Here is an 18,417-nt window from a genome sequence, read left to right as displayed (position 1 = left end):
CATTCAAGTAATTTCTTCAGTGAGACGCAATGACCAAGACCTCAGCTTTTCCGACCGCCAGCCCGCCGAGCCCCGAGAAACACCCCGTCTTCGACACGCATCACGGCATTACCCGCACAGATGACTATGCCTGGCTGAGGGCCGAGAACTGGCAGGCGATGTTCAGGGACCCTTCCCTGCTTGAGGGCCGCATCCGCGCCCATCTCGAAGCCGAAAACGCCTATCAAGCAGTGCTTATGGCCGATACGCTAGAGCTTCGGAAGCAGCTGTTCGACGAGATGAAGGGGCGCATCAAGGAAGATGATTCGACGGTGCCGATGAAGGATGGCCCCTATGCTTACGGCTCATCCTTCAAGCTTGGCGGCGAACAGCCCCGCTATTTCCGCATGCCGCGCGATGGCGGCGATGAGCAGATCCTGCTCGATGGCGACGCGGAAGCCGAGGGCAAGCCCTATTTCCGCCTCGGCGGCGTCGACCATTCGGCCGATCACCGCAAGCTGTTGTGGGCGTTCGACGACAAGGGCTCTGAATTCTTCACACTTCGCGTGCGCGATCTCACCAGCGGCAAGGAACTGAGCGACCAGATCGAGGCCACCAGTGGTGGCGGCGTCTGGAATGCCGCCGATGACGGCTTCTTCTACACAAGGCTCGACGACAATCATCGCCCGTCCAAGGTGCTGTTCCACGCGCTCGGCGGCAGCCCCCTTAATGACCGGCTGATTTATGAGGAAACCGATCCCGGCTTCTTCATGGATGTCGGCGGCACGCGCTCCAACGAATGGATCATGATCGGGATCAACGATCACGAAACCTCGGAATATCACCTGATGCGCGCCGATGAGCCTTTCGCCGAGCCAAAGCTGGTGGCAAAGCGCGAGACTGGCCTGCAATATGATCTGGAAGAAGGCGGCGACATCTTCTTCGTCCTCACCAATGCCGACGGCGCCAAGGACTTCAAGATCATGACGGCGCCGGCTAATGACCCGGTTCGGGCCAATTGGGAAGAGCTGGTGGCGCACGAGCCAGGCCGGCTGATCCTGTCGGTGGTCGGCTTCAGGGATCATATGGTCAGGCTCGAGCGCAAGGAAGGGCTGCCGCGCATCGTCGTTCGCGATCGCCGCAGCGGCGAGGAGCATCTGATCTCGTTCGACGAAGAGGCGTTCTCGCTCGGCCTGTCGGGGTCCTATGAATACGACACCGAGATCATGCGCTTCACCTATTCGTCGATGACGACCCCGGCGCAGGTCTTCGACTACAATATGCGCAGCCGCGAGCGTGTGCTGCTGAAGACCCAGGAAGTGCCGTCCGGTCACAATCCGGATCAATATGTCACGCGCCGGCTGATGGCGCCGGCCGCCGATGGCGAACTGGTGCCGGTCTCGCTGCTGCACCACCGCGACACGCCGCTCGATGGCTCCGCACCGTGCCTGCTTTACGGCTACGGCTCTTACGGCATTGCCATTCCGGCGGCGTTCAACACCAACTGGTTCTCGCTGGTCGACCGTGGCTTTGTCTTTGCCATCGCCCATGTCCGCGGCGGCAAGGACAAGGGCTATGGCTGGTATGACGACGGCAAGCGGGCGCACAAGATGAACACGTTCACCGATTTCATCGCCGTCGCGCAGCATCTCGTCGCCGAGCGTTACACCCAACACGACCGCATCGTCGCGCAAGGCGGCTCGGCCGGCGGCATGTTGATGGGTGCGATCGCCAACATGGCGCCGCATAGTTTCGGCGCCATCGTTGCCGAGGTTCCCTTTGTCGACGTGCTGACCACGATGCTCGACGCAAGCTTGCCGCTGACGCCGCCGGAGTGGCCGGAATGGGGCAACCCGATCGCGTCGGCGGAAGATTACCAAACGATCGCCGCCTACTCACCCTATGACAATGTCGCCGATCACGAATACCCGCCGATACTGGCGCTGGCCGGCCTCACCGATCCGCGCGTCACCTATTGGGAGCCGGCCAAATGGGTGGCGCGGCTGCGCGAGCGCAAGAGCGGCGACAATCCGGTGCTGTTCAAGATCAACATGGATTCCGGCCATGCCGGCGCCTCCGGCCGCTTTTCAAGGCTGGAGGAGATCGCCTATACCTACTCCTTCGCGCTCAAGGTTACGGCCAAGCCCGAACCCGAGGTTACGGGCAAGCCCGAACCTGAGGTGACGGGCAAGGCTGAGAATGCAACGGAGGCGTCGCAATGATCGATCTATCCACCTTGACGGCTTACATAGCGGTTGTGCTTGGCTTTGTGTTTATTCCAGGCCCAGCCACGCTTTTGACGGTCGCGCGAGCGACGAGTTCCGGAACCAGGGTTGGCGTCGCGACGGGCGCGGGCGTCGCGGCTGGCGATGTGTTCCATACCATCATGGCGATGGTCGGCATTTCGGCGATCATCGCCACTTCGGCAACGCTGTTCAGCGTCGTAAAATATATCGGCGCGGCGTATCTCGTTTACCTCGGCGTCCGCGCAATCATCGAGAGAATACCGGCCGACCCTACTGCCGGCGCACTCGCGATCTCCGCCAGCAAGGCGTTTCGTCAAGCTGTCCTGACCGAAGTGCTTAACCCAAAGACGGCGCTTTTCTTCCTCGCCTTCCTGCCCCAGTTCGTGCGGCCTGAAAACGGATCGGTGATGCTCCAGATGATGACGCTGGGCATAATCTTTGTTCTGCTCGGCCTTTTCAGCACAGTCGTCTTTGCCGTGAGTGCGGGCCGGCTCGGCACGTTCCTGCGCCGCAATCCGTCGGTGGTGAAATGGCAAGGCAAGGTGGTTGGCGGCATCTACTGCGCGTTAGGCGTCCGTCTGGCCTTGCAGCAGCGCTGATGTCGATGCGAAAGGCGCGCCCGTCGAGGCGCGCCGGTCGTCACTTTTTGAATTCCAGGCTGCTCATTTTCACTCGCATTTGCAATGGCTGCGCGCTACCCAATGCGCGCCACCTTCCAGACCATGACATACGCAAAGGGGCCACTATGTTGCTCGTCGACACCTATCTCGAGAAATCACCGATCCAGGGCATCGGGGTTTTCGCCAGGAACCACATTGCCAAGGGCACGCTGGTCTGGAAGCTCGACCCCAGATTCGACCGGATCATCGACGTCGAGACCTATGAAGGCGAGAGCGGCCCGGTGAAGAACTATCTCGACCGTTATTCCTATCCAGACCGCCGGGATCCGAACTACATCGTCTTCGAAGCCGACGACGCACGCTACATGAACCATGACGACGAACCGAATTGCGATGTCTCCTCGCCCGAGGAAACCTATGCCTTGCGCGACATCGCACCCGGCGAGGAACTGACCTGCAATTACAGCCATTTCTTCGAGACGGGCTTCGACTTCCTCGGCGATCGCCACCTGTAGATGGCCACCTGTAGCCGGGATCACTTGGCCGGCTTGCTGCGCACCGGGTAGCCGTTGGGATGCGGCGGCACCGCCTTGAGATAGGCGGCGATCGCCGCGCGATCTTCCGGCGGCAGTTCGGCCATGTTGCGCTGCACGTCGACCATGGCGCCGCCGACCGAATCGAAATCAGGGGTAAAACCGGTTTCGAGATAGTTGGCGATGTCGGCTTCCGACCAGTCACCGAGCCCGCCTTCGCCCGATGTGATGTTCGGCACGATGCCGCTGCCTTCGGCGGCCGCCGCGCCAGCCAGCCACTGGCTCTTCCTGGTGGCGCCGGTGACGTCGCGCGGCGTGTGGCATTCGCCGCAATGGCCGGGCCCCTCGACCAGGTAGCGGCCGGCGAGTACCGGATCAGGCGTGCCATCGGCAAAGGCAATCACCGGCTCCTTGCTGAGATAGAGCCGCTTCCACAGGCCGAGGCCGCGGCGGATGTTGAAGGGGAAACTCAGGGAATTGTCCGGCGCCTTGCCGGCGACCGCCGGCAGCGTCTTCAGGAACGCATAGAGATCGGCAATATCAGCCGGCTTCATGCGGGCGTAGGATGCGTAGGGGAAGGCCGGATAGAAATGCTCGCCCGACGGCGACACGCCCTTCAGCATGGCGTTGGCAAGGTCCTCGACCGTCCAGGCGCCGATGCCGTCCTTGGGATCCTGCGAGATGTTGGGCGGCACGAAGGTGCCGAACGGCGTCTTGAGCTCGAGGCCGCCGACCAGTTGCAAACGGGCGTCGCCTTGCGAGCCCGACTTGGCGTGACAGGAGGTGCAGCCGCCGGCATTGAAAATGCGCTTGCCCCTGGCGGCGTCGCCGGGGCCGAGTTGCGCCAGGGTGCCAGTGTCGAGCTTGACCGGCGCCGACAACAGCCAGCCGGCGCCCGCACCGACGACGCCCAGGACAAGGGCGACGCCGACAAATTTTTTCCACAAGGGCATTGCCCGGGATCAGCTCTTCTTCACCCGATAGGTCTTGTGGCAGGTGCCGCAATCACTGCCGAGCGTATCGATCTGCGCCTTCAGCGCATCGACATCGGCGGGCGCGGCGGCGACTGCGGCCTTGACGTCGGCGAGGTACTTGTCTTCGGTCGATTTGAAGCCCGCCATGTCTTTCCAGATTTTGGGCGAGGCGGTGGTATCACCGCTGTCGCTGCCGGCCGGGAACAGCGTGTCGACATCGAACTTCTCGGCATTGACTTGCAGCGCCTGCAGCGCCGTCAGCACGGCGGCGGCATCGAAGTCTGCCTCGCCCTTGGCGATTTTTGACAGGCCGCCGACGATCTTGCCTCGTTCCTTCATCAGTCCCTGTCGGTCGAGGATCGGGTCGGCAAAAGCCGCCGAGGCGGCGAGGCTGAGCATAGAGATGGCGATAACAAGCTTTCTCATTCAATTGGCTCCAGGATGATGAGGGGTCGCGACCTAACGTTAACGGAGGGCGGGCCGGGATTATTCCCTGTCCGCCGGCCGGATTCTGCCGAATTTTGTGTGCCTGCTGCTTCAGCTGAGAAAGAAAAGCCCCGGAGTACCGGGGCTTCTCTGGGTCGATCAGGCTTTCGCCTCTTCGTACATTTCAAGGACATGGTCCCAGTTGATGAGGCTGTCGACGAAGGCCTCGAGATATTTCGGCCGCGCGTTGCGGTAGTCGATGTAATAGGAATGTTCCCAGACATCGACGCCGAGGATCGGCGATGCGCCTTGGACGAGCGGGTTCTCGCCGTTCGGCGTCTTGGATATCGCCAGCTTGCCGTCCTTGACCGAGACCCAGGCCCAGCCCGAACCGAACTGCGTGGTGCCGGCGGCGATGAAGTCGGCCTTGAACTTGTCGTAGCCGCCGAGGTCGGCGTCGAAAGCCTTCTGCAGGGCGCCCGGAAGCTTGTTGCCGCCGCCGCCCTTCTTCATCCACTTCCAGAAATGGATGTGGTTGTAGTGCTGGGCTGCGTTGTTGAAGAGGCCGGCATTCTTGCCGAACGACTGCTTGACCACCTCTTCGACCGACAGATCGCCAAGGCCCGCTTCGGCGGCCAGCTTGTTGCCGTTGTCGACATAAGCCTTGTGGTGCTTGTCGTGGTGATACTCCAGCGTCTCCTTCGACATGTAAGGCTGCAAGGCCTCGTAGTCGTAGGGCAAGGCGGGCAATTCAAAAGCCATCGGTCATACTCCTCATGGAAAAATCCGGTGCGGATACCGGATTAAGATAGGGCTGCATTGATCTGGAACAACTCCGGAATGAAGCGCCAATTGCCTTTTAGCGGCTCAACCGGCGGAAGTCGAATGCGCCCATTCCCAATAAAGGTCGCGCGCTTTCTTGGCCACCGGCCCGGGCTGCAGATCGCGGTCCTCGATGCGGGTGATCGGCACGACCTTGGAATGATTTCCGGTCGAAAAGATCTCATCGGCTTCGAGAAAGTCGCGCACCGACAGCATCTTCTCCGTGGTCTTGAAGCCGTAATCGCCAAGCAGCGTCATGGTGCGCGAGCGGGTGATGCCGGACAGGAAGGTGCCGTTGGGCGCCGGCGTCAACACGTGGCTGTCCTTGACCAGGAAGATGTTCGAGGTTCCGGTCTCGGCGACATTGCCCAGCATGTCCAGCACCAGCGCATTGTCGAAGCCGCGTCCCTTCGCTTCGAGGATGGCGCGGCCATTGTTGGGATAGAGGCAGCCGGCCTTGGCATTGGTCGGCATGGTCTCGATCGTCGGCCGCCGGAACGGCGACACGGTGATCGAAAAGCCGGTCGGCGAGATCATCGGCGATTCGTAGAGGCAGAGGCAGAAACGGGTCGAGGCCGGATCGGCCGGCACGCCCATGTAGCCGCCATGCTCGGCCCAGTACATCGGCCTGATGTAGACCGCTGTCTTGCCGTCGAACTTCTTCAGCCCGGCCCAGGTCAGTCCAACAATCTCATCGGCGCTCATCGACGGCGCGAGGCCGAGCGCGGTCGCCGATGCGTTCACCCTAGCGGCATGCAGCTCGAGATCGGGGGCGACGCCTTCGAACCAGCGGGCGCCGTCGAAGACGCTGGTGCCGAGCCACATGGCGTGGCTGCGCGGACCCAGAATGGCAACGTTGCCTTCGTACCAGTCGCCGTCGACGAAGGTCCATGTCGCCGAGAGCGCCGCAGTCGCCAGTGTCATTGTTCGGTTCCGCTTCAAAGCTGCCTGTGCCAAGCATTGGAAGATGCTTTGACCGGCGCCGTCAACCGGCATGGAGCGGTTTTTGTTGAGGCCAGAGCGCCCCAAGAAAGCGACCAAGACTACAATCGATGCTTGCACCTTGCGCCGCCTGCCCTCAAAACTGTCGCCATGCATTACGCGGCTTACGTTTTCGACGCCTATGGCACGTTGTTCGACGTGCACGCAGCCGTGCGCCGTCATGACGGCGAGATCGGCCCCGACGGCCCGCTGCTTTCGGAAATCTGGCGCGCCAAGCAGCTGGAATATTCCTGGGTGCGCACGCTGATGGGCGGCTATGCCGATTTCTGGCAGCTCACCGAACAGGCGCTCGATTTCGCCCTGCTCAAGGTTCCCTCCGCCGACAAGGGACTGAAGGCCAAGCTGCTCGAAGCCTATTGGCGGCTCGACTGCTATCCGGAAGTGCCGGCCGTGCTCAAGGCGCTGAAAGCATCCGGCGCCAAGCTCGCAATCCTGTCCAACGGCTCGCCCGAGATGCTGGAAGCGGCGGTCAAGTCGGCCGCCCTCGACCAGGTGCTGGACGATATCTTTTCGGTCGACGCCGTCAGGCGCTTCAAGACCGACCCGTCGACCTACGACATGGTGGCGACGGGCTGGCGACTCTATCCGGGCGCCGTCTCGTTCCAGTCGTCCAACCGCTGGGACGTCGCCGGCGCCACTAAATTCGGCTTTCGCACCGTATGGATCAACCGCGCCAACCAGCCCGAGGAATACCGGGATTTCCCGCCGGCGCTGATCCTGCCGTCGCTTGAAGGCCTGGTGACCGGCGGCTGATCCCTCTGTTGCCTTCGAGCAACAGTGGCAGAGCGGTCACAGCTTCGCCTTTGTTTGTCCACCCTCAGGCCAGAATCGGAACCGCCTATCGCGTCAGGCATTGGGGGAGGCCGACCACTGCGCCGCTTGAAGGCATTCACGCTTTCTTGCGATTCGAGACTTAAAAAAGGCAACCATGTTGAAGACCGAAATCGACCCCTATCGCCTGAGCCGTCGCGGCTTTCTGAATGCTGCAGCCCTTGGCGCCGCTTCGATTGCGGTCTCCGCCTGCACCACCACCGGACCGGCGCCGGCGCCGGTCGAACCGCCACCGCCGACCTATGACGAGCCGCCGCTCGGCGACTATGCGACGATGTACGGCCCGATTTCCGACAGCGGGTTCGAGCTCCCGGCCATCCCGATCAAGAAGATGGACCCGCAGTTCCTGCGCCAGATCGTTCCCGATCCGACCGGCCAGCGGCCGGGCACCATCATCGTCGATACGACCAACCATTTCCTGTATCTGGTGCGCGAAGGCGGCCAGGCGATCCGTTACGGCGTCGGCCTCGGCCGCGCCGGCTTCGAATGGTCGGGAGACGCCGTCGTCCAGTGGAAGCAGAAATGGCCGAAATGGACGCCGCCCGATGAGATGGTTGCCCGCCAGCCTGAACTGGAAGAATACAGCGCCAAGAACGGCGGCATGCCCGGCGGCCTCAAGAACCCGCTCGGCGCCCGCGCGCTCTACCTGTTCCACGACAACGTCGACACGCTCTACCGCCTGCATGGCTCGCCGGAATGGAACTCGATCGGCAAATCCGTCTCGTCAGGCTGCGTGCGCCTGATAAATCAGGACATCATCGACCTCTACGACCGCGTGCCGTCGAAGAGCCCGGTCATCGTGACGTCCGACATCGGCCAGCCGATGGCGGCGAGCGCAAACCGCAGAGCCATCCCGATCGATGGCGGGGTGCCGGATGGCTCGGTCCTGCTCGGCCCGGTGACCTGATCGACTTCATCGATGCCATGAAGCGGCAGGTTCCGCTCCATGCGGCAAAGCTCGCCAGGATCCCGATAGCTTCACGCGAATGCCTGGGGTTCGCATCCAAGATATGCAATGCCGGCAACAGGAGGCCAAAAAAGACGTCCAGACAAACCATGGAGCCGCTGCAATCGGGGCGGCCATGCCCTGTCAATCTCGACGCTGCTGTGTTTCGTTTCCGATTGATGTATATTAGACGGGAGTATGATTGCAGAGACATACATTTCATTAGATCATTGATGGCGGGGGAACGCCGATGGTGGGATTTGATTTCGATAGTCCGCCTGCCGACGGCGCCGAGGCCAACCTGTCGGCCGAATGCGAGCGCCAATTGCTGCCGCTCGTCCGCGGAATTGTCGAGGCGGCGGTTGCCGCCGGGTGGAGCCAGGAAGACGTTCTTCTGGCCATGGTCGAGCTGTCCTGGGATCTGTACGAGAAACGCCGAGGCGATCTTTAGCAGGCCTGCGTGAGCCGGATAGTTCGGTAGCGCCGGCCAAGCCAGGCCATGTTTTTCTCGCGCGAACTTTTTTCTTCACTTACAATGTTTTTTCTATCCGCGGGATGCGCTACGCTGCCTTTGGGCAGGACTATGGGGGATACAAATTACCGTCCGGATTTCCGGGCTGAGGCAAGGCTGAGTGAAAAATGCGGGCGAGGTTCAGGAACGCAGCGCAGGCGCCGATCGGGTCGATCGGCACGCCCTCGACACAATCCCCGAAAATGCCAATCCCAGAAGAGCAACCATGCGGGGGAGCGGGATATGCTCTGTCCGCAGCCCTGGATCGCTCCCGGAGGGTCGCCATCGCCGAAGTCGCTTACCTCGGGGATTTTCGGATCAAGGCCATTTGGCCACCGCCATGAAGAAGCACAAGGGAAAGAAGCCATGGTTCGGGCGATAACTGCTGCTGGATCGTCCGTGGCAATCACAGATAGTCGACCAGCTCTGTCAATGGCCGCGCGATCTATATTCGGAATACAACTCTGGATTGTGCCGGCACACTATGCACAATAACTAGGCAAAAATGGTAAGATAAGATCCGAAAATAGTCAGGTAGCCTTGGCTAAAATTCAAACCTGTAAATTTATAGTCAAAATCCTGGTAAAAATTTTCATTTGAGCTCAAATTCTTCTTTGCAATATAAAGCAGCATCTGTAGGATTCGAAGGAACGCCCAGGAGCAAACGTCAATTCTGGGCGCCTCGATACAGCACAGGATTGGATTGATCGGCGCAGCAGTGGCAGAGACGAAGATGCAACATAGAGGCAACGTCCAGGAAAGCGCCGGGACAGAGCGGCGGCGCGCGGATCGTCGCATCTTCGACGGAATGCCGGAAAGCGCGGGGCGCTACCTGGTCACGTTTCGAGGCGGCGCGGCTCATGTCGTTCATGGGCCGGGATCACACACATTCAAAGCGGCGGAACATTTCGCTTCGGTTCTGCTTACACCCTCACCAGGGATTGCGGCATCGCTGGGCAGCGACAAAGTACACGAATACGACGGCGACGTCGGCATGATCATGATCGTCCCAGCCGATCTCGGCGGCAAGGTGACCCGGTCATCCACTACGGAGAGCGTAATCGTGGCGCTCACCCCCGAGAGTCTCTTCGAGCTGGCAACGCGTGAATTCGACACCGGCCATGCCGAGCTTCAACCGCCGCCGTTCGGGACCGTTGACTTCCAAGCGCTGCAACTCGCGCAGTTGCTGAAGGCGGAACTGACGGATCGGGAAACTCCAAACGAGTTCTATGTGGATTCGTTGGTCACCATGTTCGGCGTCCATTTGCTTCGGAACTACGCAGGAGCGCGAAAGTTGCCACAAGCCCCAAAGGGCGGTCTGTCGAACCGCAGCGCCCGGCGGGTGCGCGAATTCCTGGAGGTAAATTTTTCCAGCAAGATCGCGGTGGCCGAGCTGGCCGCACTCTGTGGCCTTTCGCCGAGCCATTTCATCCTGGCATTCACCAAGACCTTTGGCGAGCCGCCGCACAAATACCTGCTGCGGCTGCGTCTCGATTTCGCCGAAAAACTTCTCATCGAGAGCGACCTGTCGATTGCGGAAGTCGCTCATCTCAGTGGATTCTCGGACCAGAGCCACTTGACAGTCACCATGTCCAGATACCGGAACAGAACCCCCAGGCAGGTGAAGCTGCAACGTTAACGCTTGTTGCGGCGCGCATGATTGTCCGCGGCGATACCTCGATTGATCTTCAGTATAGTCGAAGGTTGTGTGGCAGAGCAGTCACAGTTGTCGAGCAGGGACCAAATACCGGATTTTCCTACAAAGATTCCGGATTATTCCAAAATACCTGCACCGCGAATGTGCTCATGGTCGCGATGGAAGTCATTTGGGGCGGGGGAGCAACCAGATGATACAGCATGTCGGATTGTCCCATGGACATTCAATTCGCGGAAATCGAGGTCTTCGCGCCTAAGGCCGAAGCGGCCTGGGCTGCACTGCAACGCCAATACGCCAGCCGGATCAGCGCTGCGGAACTCGACCATCTCCTGGCCTGTTTCGTGCTTGGACTGACCTCTCCGGCTTGTGGTGAAGGCGATCCGGGATTTCATTTCGATCTCTGCCGCGCGCTGGTGGCGGTAAACCTGCCGCCGGAACGGACGGAGGCTGCACTGCATGCGGTTCCAGAACCGACGCAGCCATGGGTCGCGAGCGCCTATCAGCTGATTGAAAAACAAGGCGCGAAGGTCGGTCTCTCGTTGCGGGAGAAGACGCGCAATTTCGAAGATTTTTTGGCCACCGAGGCGAATGGTGCGGCACATCAGGGCGCCTCGGCAATTGCGAGGAAAAACTAGCATGACCAAACGCGTCGAGGGGCGGAGAAGGATCGAACTTTCTTCAAGCTTTGTCGGAAACTGGATCGCGGGCGCGGCCGACAGCCGCTCGGTGCGGCGCCGCCTGATGGCGGTGCTGCGCATGGCTCACCGGGTTCTTGGATTCGGTCGCAAGAATATGGGTCTGGGAACATTGGGAAGCGGCACCAGCGTGCGTTCGGCTCTGGCCTGTGGCGTGAGCCCGGCCAGCGTGCTCGGCGGCCTGGCCGCGATCGCCGCGCTCGGCCTCGCCACACCGGCCCAGGCACAATATCAGGCTGGCGGCGGTTCGGCGACCGGCGGCAACGCCGTCGCCATCGGTAACGGCGCCGCGACGAATGGCAATAACAGCGTGGCGTTGGGCAGTTCCAACAGTGCAACGGGCGACGGCACGATCGCCATCGGCTATGCGATGGGTGTCAATGGCCTCAATTCCATAGGCATAGGTGTCTTCGCAGGCGCAACCGGCGTCAATGCCCTCGCCGTGGGCGGGAACGCCAAGGCCAACGGGGACGCAGCAAGCGCTATTGGCGTCAATTCGGTTGCAACCACAGGCGCGGCCGCTTTTGGCAATAATGCGCGTGCCGACGGAGTCAACTCGACCGCGATCGGCCCTGTTACCCGGGCGACCGGATTGCGCGCCACCGCGCTCGGGTTCGGGGCAACGGCATCCGGCGTGGATTCGATTGCCCAAGGTAACAGCGCTGTCGCAAGCAACCAGAATGCCGTCGCCATTGGATTCCAGGCGACCGCGACCAGCATCAACTCCATCAACATTGGCGGGCGCACCCTCGCGGGATCAGGCGCGCTCTCGCAGGGCGCCATCGCCCTTGGTACGGATGTCACGGCAAATCAGCAAAACACCGTTGCCATAGGCGTCCTGACCAAAGCGACCGGAACGAGCGCAACGGCGATGGGCAACACCGCCAGTGCCTGGGGCAACCAGTCCATCGCATTCGGCGTCGGCGCGCAGGCAGGCGTTCAGGCCAACACTGCCCTGCCGAACAGCATTGCCATCGGCACCAATTCGCTGTCTTCGGGCGCTTTCGCCACCGCGATGGGCGCTACCTCGGTTGCGAGTGGCTCCGCCAGCACCGCTATTGGCAACACCGCCGTTGCCAGCGGCGCAAACGCCTCCTCGTTCGGTTCCGGCGCGAATGCGACGGGAGACAATTCTCTTGCCGCCGGTGTCAGCGCCGCCGCCAGCGGGATTGCCAGCACCGCGCTCGGCATCGGCTCCAAGGCCAGCGCCACCAACGCCGTGGCGATCGGTAATGCGGCGGTCGCCAATTCCGCCGACGCTGTTGCAGTGGGCACGAATGCAACGGCGACGGGCGGCAAGGCTGTCGCCATCGGCGCCGGCAACACAGCCTTTGGCAACGGCGCGGTCTCCATCGGCGATCCCAGCTATGCCAGCGGCACCGGCGCCTTCACCGGCGGCGCCAACAACATCGCCAACAGCGACGGCACGGCAACCGCCACAGCCGCAAACCAGGCCGCAGGCGCGGTTGCCATCGGCAACAACAACAAGGCCGTCGGGCAAGGCTCCGTGGCGCTGGGCAATGGCTCGACGGCGGGTGCAGCCGGCATTGCCGGCAATGTCGCGCTGGGCAACGGCGCGACGGCGACGGCAAGCTCCGGCGACGTAGCGCTCGGTTCGGGCTCGGTGACCGCGACGGCGGTCGGCACCAGCGGCGCGACGATCGGCGGCACGGCCTACAGCTTCGCCGGCACGACGCCGACGAGCACTGTCAGCGTCGGCGCGCTCGGCGCGGAGCGGACCATCACCAATGTCGCGGCGGGCCGGCTCAGCAATTCGTCGACCGACGCCATCAATGGCTCGCAGCTCTTCGCCACCAACCAGCAGGTGACGCAGAACACGACGGCCATCGCCGCCAACACCGCCGACATCACCAATCTCGGCAACACGATCAACAGCATCAGCACCGGTGGCGGCATCAAGTATTTCCACGCCAATTCGACGGCGGCGGACTCGTCCGCAACGGGCACGGACTCCGTTGCTATCGGACCAGTCGCGACCGCGACGGGGACAAACGCCATCGCGGCCGGCACCAATTCGAGCGCCTCCGACGCCAACGCCTCGGCCTTCGGCAGCGGCGCCGTCGCATCGGCGCTTGACGCAACGGCGATGGGATACATCTCCAAGGCCTCGGGCCAATACAGCACCGCCATAGGCGCCAATGCCAACGCCACAGCTACCTCCAGCACCGCAATCGGCCAGAACGCGTTTGCAACCGCCTTTCAAGCGACCGCTCTCGGCGTAGGAGCGAATGCCGGCGCCCAGAATGCAATCGCGCTGGGCGCCCTCGCCAACGCCAGCAACGCCGGCGACGTGGCGCTCGGCTCGGGCTCGGTAACCGCCGCGGCGGTCGGCACCGCCGGCACGACGATCGGCGGCGTCGCCTACAGCTTCGCCGGCACGACGCCGGCGAGCACCGTCAGCGTCGGCGCGGTCGGCGCGGAACGCACCATCACCAATGTCGCGGCGGGCCGGCTCAGCAATTCGTCGACCGACGCGATCAACGGCTCGCAGCTCTTCGCCACCAACCAGCAGGTGACGCAGAATACGACCGACATCGCCGCCAACACCGCCGACATCACCAATCTCGGCAACACGATCAACAGCATCAGCACCGGCGGCGGCATCAAGTATTTCCACGCCAATTCGACGCTGGCGGATTCGCAGGCGCTGGGGGCGGATTCCGTTGCCGTCGGCCCGAACGCGGTCGCCAACAATGCCGGCGACGTGGCGATCGGCGCGAATGCGGTGTCGACCGTGACGACGGCTGTCGGCGGCACCACGATCGGCGGCGTTGCCTACACCTTCGCCGGCGCAACGCCCGCGGGTGCATTCTCGGTCGGCTCGGTGGGCGCCGAACGCCAAATCCAGAACGTCGCGGCCGGGCAGTTGAGCGGCTCCTCGACCGATGCGGTCAATGGTTCGCAGCTGTTTGCGACCAACCAGCAGGTGACGCAGAACACGACCGACATTGCCGCCAACACGGCTGACATAACCAATCTCGGCAATTCGATCAGCAACATTACCGGCGACACCTCGCTGGCCTACACCGACGCCAATGGCGACGGCATACGCTATGTGCGCACCAACGACCGGACGCTCGCCGTCGCCGACTCCTTCGCGCAAGGGATCGGCTCGTCCGCCCTCGGCTACCAGGCGACCGCGAGCGCCGACAATGCGCTGGCGCTCGGCCGCGACACCCAGGCGAGCGTCATCGGCGGCGTGGCGCTCGGCGCCGGCTCGGTTTCGGATCGGGCGGTCGCGCCCGTATCGGGATCGATCCTCTCCGGCACCGGCCTCATTCCCTACAACACCGCGGACATGAGCCTGCTCGGCGCCGTCTCGGTCGGCACCTCCACCTCCTATCGCCAGATCATCAACGTGGCCGACGGCACGCAGGACCAGGACGCGGTCACGCTTCGCCAGTTGAAGGGCGCGCTGAGCTCGTTCGCGGTGACGGGGAGCCTGTACTTCCATGCCAATTCGACGGCCGCGGATTCGCTCGCGGTCGGCGTCGATTCGGTTGCGGTCGGTCCGCGCACCACCGTCAATGGCGACAATGGCATCGGCATCGGCAATGGCGCCATCGTGCAGCAGACGGCGCCGGGAGGCATTGCGATCGGCCAGAATTCGACGGTCAACCAGGCCGACAGTATCGCACTCGGCACCAACGCGACCACCAACGGAGCGCAGGCGGTGGCGCTCGGCGCCGGCGCAAAGGCCAACGAGCCGGGCAGCGTCGCGCTCGGCGCGGGCTCGACGACGGCGGCGGCGGTCGCCACCACCGGCACCACGATCAACGGCGTTGCCTATACCTTCGCCGGAACAGCTCCGACCAGCACGGTCAGCGTCGGCACCGTCGGCAACGAGCGCACCGTCACCAATGTCGCGGCGGGCCGGATCAGCGGCACCTCCACCGACGCCATCAACGGCAGCCAGCTCTTCGCCACCAACCAGGCGGTCGAAGCCATGCAGGGTAGCGTCGGCGACCTGAATCAGTTCGCCGTCCAGTACGACAAGGACGGGAACGGCAACAAGTCCAACTCGATTACCCTTGCCGGCGGCGACCCGAACACGCCGGTGGTCATCCACAATGTCGGGCCGGGCGTTGCCAACACCGATGCGGTCAATGTTCAGCAGTTCAACAGCGGGTTAGCACTCAACCTGGACAATTCGAAGAACTACACCAACCAGGTGGCGGCCACCACGCTGCAGCAAGCCAATGCGTATGCGGACTCCAAACTCAGCCAGCTCAACATGGACATGGGAGAGGTCAGGGGCGAGGCGCGCCAGGCTGCGGCAATCGGCTTGGCGGCCGGCTCGCTGCGCTACGATGATCGTCCCGGCAAGCTGAGCGTGGCCGCCGGCGGAGGCTATTGGCGCGGTGAAGGCGCCCTGGCCTTCGGCGCCGGCTACACCAGCGAGGAGGGACGTGTTCGAGCGAACCTGTCCGGCACGACGGCAGGCGGGCACTGGGGTGTCGGCGCGGGCGTCAGCCTTACGCTGAACTAGAGCCCGGCCATGATCAGGCAGGCAGTCCTTGCTGTCGCGATATCCATGACGTCAATGCTCCTGTCCGGCCCGTTAGCGGCCGGGCAGGAAGCGATCCCTTCCGGCTACAGGGTAAAACCTTCCGACGTAGCGATCCCTGCGGATGCGAAGCTTGGCGAATATCAACGGACCACCCGTCCGTTCGAGAACTGGACGCTGATCTGCGACGAGAACCTGAAGGCGCGCCAAAAGGTCTGCAATGTCACCCAGATCATCGAGGACCAGGCAGGACAGGTTGCGTTCAGCTGGTCGCTTGCCGCCACCAAGGAAGGCAACCCCTACATGATCTTGCGCGCCCCGCCGATCGCCAAGAGCGACGCTCCTGTCTCGCTGACATTCGAGGGGCGCAAGGAGCCGATAAAAATTCAACTCGACGGATGCAATCAGGCCGTCTGCGTCGGCATGCTGCCGGTTGGTCCGATCATGCGCGAACAGATTTCGAAGGCCGCGGCATCCGTCATCTCCTTCCCGACCACGGATGGCAGGACGATCAACGTAACCGCGACCCTCAAGGGCTTGGCCGCGGCCGTTGCGGCGATCAATTGACGAGGCAATCGCGATGAACCAGCAATCGATCCATGACCGGATAATGTCCCGCAACCAGGGAAAGGATGCTGTCCGGGTCGGCATCGAAGACCGGAGCAGACCGCAACGAAACCGCGCGAGGACCGCTGTCTTCTCGTTGCTCGCCATTGCCGTCGTCGCCACGGCCGGCTTCGCGGCCATGCGCTACGACCTGCTCCACAATTTATTGCCGCAGCCGGCGGTCGCGGAGACCAACCAGCCCAATCCGGCCCTGGCCGAGACGCCATTTCTGCAACACGCCAAAGAGGCAGGCTTGCAGTCTTGTTCCAACATTTTCCCAGCCCTTGGGCAGATGCTGACGACCGGCACGACGTACAGCGTCCAGTCGATCTGGAACAACGAGGCCCCCGACAAACACCTCGTGGAAGCCCTGGTCGGCATGAACTACGCCACACAGGGCTACAGCGGCCCGGCGGCAGGCCTGGTGTTCGCGGCACCCACCGCATCCGTTTGCGAAGGTACGATGGTCAGGGTGGCGCCATTCGCGGCCAATTGCGCCGATGTTCCGGCCCTGCTTCCGAAAGACAGCAAGCTCGCCAACAATCTTGGACAAATCAGCGTCTATGAACTGGCCAATGGAGGGGGCAACGCGATGCTGCTGCCAACCGGCAACAGCTGCGTCGTCATTTCCGTGGCCTCGGCAGCAGGTAAACAAGGAGGCGTACAATGAGGGTGAATTCCGCCATTGCGGCGATCGGCATGCTGTTGCTTTGCGCCGGACGGCTGGGCGCGGCGGACCTCGCCCCGGCGGCGGACGTGCCCGAGCCGCCGGCCCAGGAGGAGAGAGGCATCTGGGCGGCGATCGCCTATTCGAGCCCCGACGAGAAGCACGGCTTCTTTTGGGGCGCCGACAAGCGGCAGGAGGCGATGGACATCGCGCTGAAGCATTGCCAGAACGCCGGCGGCGGCAGCTGCGCCGTGGTCAGCGTATTCCGCAATCATCGCCATTGGGACGACGACGACAATACCGGCTTTCCCTACAAGCATTGCGGCGCCCTCGCCGTAGGCGAGAAGCCGGAAGGGCGGCTGACCAGTTGGGGCGCCGAGACGGCGCAAACACGCCGGGATGCCGAAGACCTGACACTGCAGGCGTGCGAGCGGAGCGGACAGAAATGCAAGATCCGCGAGTGGGTGTGCACATGATGCATCAGAGCGAAGTGGTGGAATGCCAATCAAGGCGCATGTTTGCACTCAGCGTAGCGCCGTGCTCAAGCGGGGTCAGCCCTTCGCCGTGATGCGCATCGACGGTATGCGACACCGGCTCGAAGCAGAAGAAATCCGCATCCATCGACGGCGAATAGAGGATAAAGACGTCGAGCGGCGGCGAGGCCGTGAGCGAGATGGCGATCCTGTCCTCGGGCCGGGTGATCCTGGCGCGGCGGTCCCAGCCGTCGAAGGCGTTGTTGACCCAGCTTCGCGGCAGCAGGGAGGCGTTCGAGAAATTCCACGCGGGGTAATTGGCCACCGGCGCCACGCCGACCGGCAGATGATGCTTGTCCTCCAGCCAGACCCGCGCCGCCTTCGCCTCGAGCGTCGTTCCGGCGCTGCGCGGGAACCAGGGATGAAAACCGAGTCCGTAAGGCAGGCGAATGCCGGTGCGATTCTCCACCGTGAGCGTGGCATCCAAGGCCCCGTCATGCAGCGCATAGGCGACCCGCGCCGTATATCGGTAGGGGCCGACTTCACCGGCGTCGAGGACCAGTTCTGCCTCGGTGGCGCTGTGGCTGGCAATCCGCCACTCCCTCTGGAAGCCGTCGCCATGGATTGGAAAGGCCTCCCCCGGCACGTTCGGCTCGATCGCATGGAAGCGGCCGTCGAAGGCGAAACCGCCTCCTGAGATGCGGTTCGACCAGGGAACCAGAAGCTGGCAGCCGGAGGCGCCGGTGCCATCGTCGGGGCGGAGCAGCGGCACCGTTGCGCCGCAGACCAGTGCATCGAAGCGGGCGATCGCCGCGCCCTTTTGCGGCGCCAGGACCAGACGGGCGCGGTCGTCGCGCAGTTCCAGGAGGCCGGCCATCCCTTACCAACCGCCGTCGATGGC

At 62.9% G+C, this 18,417-nt stretch carries 17 protein-coding genes; 12 read left to right on the top strand and 5 right to left on the bottom strand.

Features of this window, described 5'->3' with window-relative positions:
* Positions 1-29 precede the first annotated feature (29 nt).
* The 3 genes from NKJ57_RS20730 to NKJ57_RS20720 all read left to right on the top strand — a co-directional run bounded on the left by NKJ57_RS20730 (position 30) and on the right by NKJ57_RS20720 (position 3,360).
* Complete coding sequence (locus tag NKJ57_RS20730) at positions 30-2,201, top strand: S9 family peptidase (RefSeq protein WP_352512372.1); 2,172 nt, start codon at positions 30-32, stop codon at positions 2,199-2,201.
* Positions 2,198-2,824, top strand: coding sequence for a LysE family translocator (locus NKJ57_RS20725; RefSeq protein ID WP_352512373.1), 627 nt, complete (start codon positions 2,198-2,200; stop codon positions 2,822-2,824). Before NKJ57_RS20730 ends, NKJ57_RS20725 begins: the two co-directional genes overlap by 4 nt.
* Before the next feature lie 146 nt (positions 2,825-2,970).
* Complete coding sequence (locus NKJ57_RS20720; RefSeq protein WP_023673684.1) at positions 2,971-3,360, top strand: SET domain-containing protein; 390 nt, start codon at positions 2,971-2,973, stop codon at positions 3,358-3,360.
* A 20-nt stretch (positions 3,361-3,380) separates the two neighbouring features.
* Here the strand turns inward: NKJ57_RS20720 and NKJ57_RS20715 are convergent, their stop codons facing one another.
* The 4 genes from NKJ57_RS20715 to NKJ57_RS20700 all read right to left on the bottom strand — a co-directional run bounded on the left by NKJ57_RS20715 (position 3,381) and on the right by NKJ57_RS20700 (position 6,524).
* Entirely contained in the window at positions 3,381-4,331 is a 951-nt protein-coding gene (locus tag NKJ57_RS20715; protein ID WP_352512374.1) for a cytochrome c, read from the bottom strand.
* Between the two features lie 9 nt (positions 4,332-4,340).
* The gene (locus NKJ57_RS20710; protein ID WP_023684552.1) at positions 4,341-4,778 is read right to left on the bottom strand and encodes a c-type cytochrome; all 438 of its coding nucleotides are present in this window, start codon (positions 4,776-4,778) and stop codon (positions 4,341-4,343) included.
* 159 nt (positions 4,779-4,937) lie between these two features.
* Entirely contained in the window at positions 4,938-5,540 is a 603-nt protein-coding gene (locus NKJ57_RS20705) for a superoxide dismutase (RefSeq protein WP_023742667.1), read from the bottom strand.
* Positions 5,541-5,645: 105 nt separating this feature from the next.
* Positions 5,646-6,524 carry a branched-chain amino acid aminotransferase gene (locus NKJ57_RS20700; protein WP_023742668.1) on the bottom strand — a complete coding sequence of 293 codons (879 nt, stop codon included), beginning with the start codon at positions 6,522-6,524 and terminating at the stop codon, positions 5,646-5,648.
* Positions 6,525-6,692: 168 nt separating this feature from the next.
* Here NKJ57_RS20700 and NKJ57_RS20695 point away from each other — a divergent pair, with 168 nt between their 5' ends.
* From NKJ57_RS20695 to NKJ57_RS20655, 9 genes are all read left to right on the top strand, one after another.
* Complete coding sequence (locus tag NKJ57_RS20695; RefSeq protein WP_352512376.1) at positions 6,693-7,355, top strand: haloacid dehalogenase type II; 663 nt, start codon at positions 6,693-6,695, stop codon at positions 7,353-7,355.
* Positions 7,356-7,530: 175 nt separating this feature from the next.
* Positions 7,531-8,340 (top strand): L,D-transpeptidase, encoded by an 810-nt coding sequence (locus tag NKJ57_RS20690; RefSeq protein ID WP_023692792.1) that lies wholly within the window; start codon positions 7,531-7,533, stop codon positions 8,338-8,340.
* Between the two features lie 289 nt (positions 8,341-8,629).
* Positions 8,630-8,830 carry a hypothetical protein gene (locus NKJ57_RS20685; protein WP_023684556.1) on the top strand — a complete coding sequence of 67 codons (201 nt, stop codon included), beginning with the start codon at positions 8,630-8,632 and terminating at the stop codon, positions 8,828-8,830.
* A gap of 763 nt (positions 8,831-9,593) precedes the next feature.
* Positions 9,594-10,529, top strand: coding sequence for a helix-turn-helix domain-containing protein (locus tag NKJ57_RS20680; RefSeq protein WP_352512377.1), 936 nt, complete (start codon positions 9,594-9,596; stop codon positions 10,527-10,529).
* 233 nt (positions 10,530-10,762) lie between these two features.
* Positions 10,763-11,182: a hypothetical protein gene (locus tag NKJ57_RS20675; protein ID WP_352512379.1), complete on the top strand. Its 420-nt coding sequence runs from the start codon at positions 10,763-10,765 to the stop codon at positions 11,180-11,182.
* Between the two features lies 1 nt (position 11,183).
* The gene (locus NKJ57_RS20670; RefSeq protein WP_352512381.1) at positions 11,184-15,752 is read left to right on the top strand and encodes a YadA-like family protein; all 4,569 of its coding nucleotides are present in this window, start codon (positions 11,184-11,186) and stop codon (positions 15,750-15,752) included.
* A gap of 9 nt (positions 15,753-15,761) precedes the next feature.
* Positions 15,762-16,337, top strand: coding sequence for an invasion associated locus B family protein (locus NKJ57_RS20665; protein ID WP_023670757.1), 576 nt, complete (start codon positions 15,762-15,764; stop codon positions 16,335-16,337).
* A gap of 13 nt (positions 16,338-16,350) precedes the next feature.
* Entirely contained in the window at positions 16,351-17,046 is a 696-nt protein-coding gene (locus NKJ57_RS20660) for a hypothetical protein (RefSeq protein ID WP_023727661.1), read from the top strand.
* Complete coding sequence (locus tag NKJ57_RS20655) at positions 17,043-17,519, top strand: DUF4189 domain-containing protein (protein ID WP_352512382.1); 477 nt, start codon at positions 17,043-17,045, stop codon at positions 17,517-17,519. Before NKJ57_RS20660 ends, NKJ57_RS20655 begins: the two co-directional genes overlap by 4 nt.
* 4 nt (positions 17,520-17,523) lie before the next feature.
* On the opposite strand, the gene NKJ57_RS20650 is transcribed toward NKJ57_RS20655, so the two are convergent.
* Positions 17,524-18,393: an aldose 1-epimerase gene (locus tag NKJ57_RS20650; RefSeq protein WP_352512384.1), complete on the bottom strand. Its 870-nt coding sequence runs from the start codon at positions 18,391-18,393 to the stop codon at positions 17,524-17,526.
* Between the last annotated feature and the right edge of the window lie 24 nt (positions 18,394-18,417).

Origin of the sequence: Mesorhizobium sp. M0077 (assembly GCF_040322955.1) — a bacterium.
Classification (GTDB): domain Bacteria; phylum Pseudomonadota; class Alphaproteobacteria; order Rhizobiales; family Rhizobiaceae; genus Mesorhizobium.
This window is presented reverse-complemented; position numbering and strand designations above follow the sequence as displayed.

Excerpts from the sequence above, each read along its gene's own strand:
- NKJ57_RS20720 (WP_023673684.1), top strand. The coding sequence starts at position 2,971 with ATGTTGCTCGTCGACACCTATCTCGAGAAATCACCGATCCAGGGCATC.
- NKJ57_RS20665 (WP_023670757.1), top strand. The coding sequence starts at position 15,762 with ATGATCAGGCAGGCAGTCCTTGCTGTCGCGATATCCATGACGTCAATG.
- NKJ57_RS20650 (WP_352512384.1), bottom strand. The coding sequence starts at position 18,393 with ATGGCCGGCCTCCTGGAACTGCGCGACGACCGCGCCCGTCTGGTCCTG.
- NKJ57_RS20725 (WP_352512373.1), top strand. The coding sequence starts at position 2,198 with ATGATCGATCTATCCACCTTGACGGCTTACATAGCGGTTGTGCTTGGC.
- NKJ57_RS20690 (WP_023692792.1), top strand. The coding sequence starts at position 7,531 with ATGTTGAAGACCGAAATCGACCCCTATCGCCTGAGCCGTCGCGGCTTT.
- NKJ57_RS20700 (WP_023742668.1), bottom strand. The coding sequence starts at position 6,524 with ATGACACTGGCGACTGCGGCGCTCTCGGCGACATGGACCTTCGTCGAC.
- NKJ57_RS20730 (WP_352512372.1), top strand. The coding sequence starts at position 30 with ATGACCAAGACCTCAGCTTTTCCGACCGCCAGCCCGCCGAGCCCCGAG.
- NKJ57_RS20710 (WP_023684552.1), bottom strand. The coding sequence starts at position 4,778 with ATGAGAAAGCTTGTTATCGCCATCTCTATGCTCAGCCTCGCCGCCTCG.
- NKJ57_RS20715 (WP_352512374.1), bottom strand. The coding sequence starts at position 4,331 with ATGCCCTTGTGGAAAAAATTTGTCGGCGTCGCCCTTGTCCTGGGCGTC.
- NKJ57_RS20660 (WP_023727661.1), top strand. The coding sequence starts at position 16,351 with ATGAACCAGCAATCGATCCATGACCGGATAATGTCCCGCAACCAGGGA.
- NKJ57_RS20670 (WP_352512381.1), top strand. The coding sequence starts at position 11,184 with ATGACCAAACGCGTCGAGGGGCGGAGAAGGATCGAACTTTCTTCAAGC.
- NKJ57_RS20695 (WP_352512376.1), top strand. The coding sequence starts at position 6,693 with ATGCATTACGCGGCTTACGTTTTCGACGCCTATGGCACGTTGTTCGAC.
- NKJ57_RS20705 (WP_023742667.1), bottom strand. The coding sequence starts at position 5,540 with ATGGCTTTTGAATTGCCCGCCTTGCCCTACGACTACGAGGCCTTGCAG.
- NKJ57_RS20675 (WP_352512379.1), top strand. The coding sequence starts at position 10,763 with ATGGACATTCAATTCGCGGAAATCGAGGTCTTCGCGCCTAAGGCCGAA.
- NKJ57_RS20685 (WP_023684556.1), top strand. The coding sequence starts at position 8,630 with ATGGTGGGATTTGATTTCGATAGTCCGCCTGCCGACGGCGCCGAGGCC.
- NKJ57_RS20655 (WP_352512382.1), top strand. The coding sequence starts at position 17,043 with ATGAGGGTGAATTCCGCCATTGCGGCGATCGGCATGCTGTTGCTTTGC.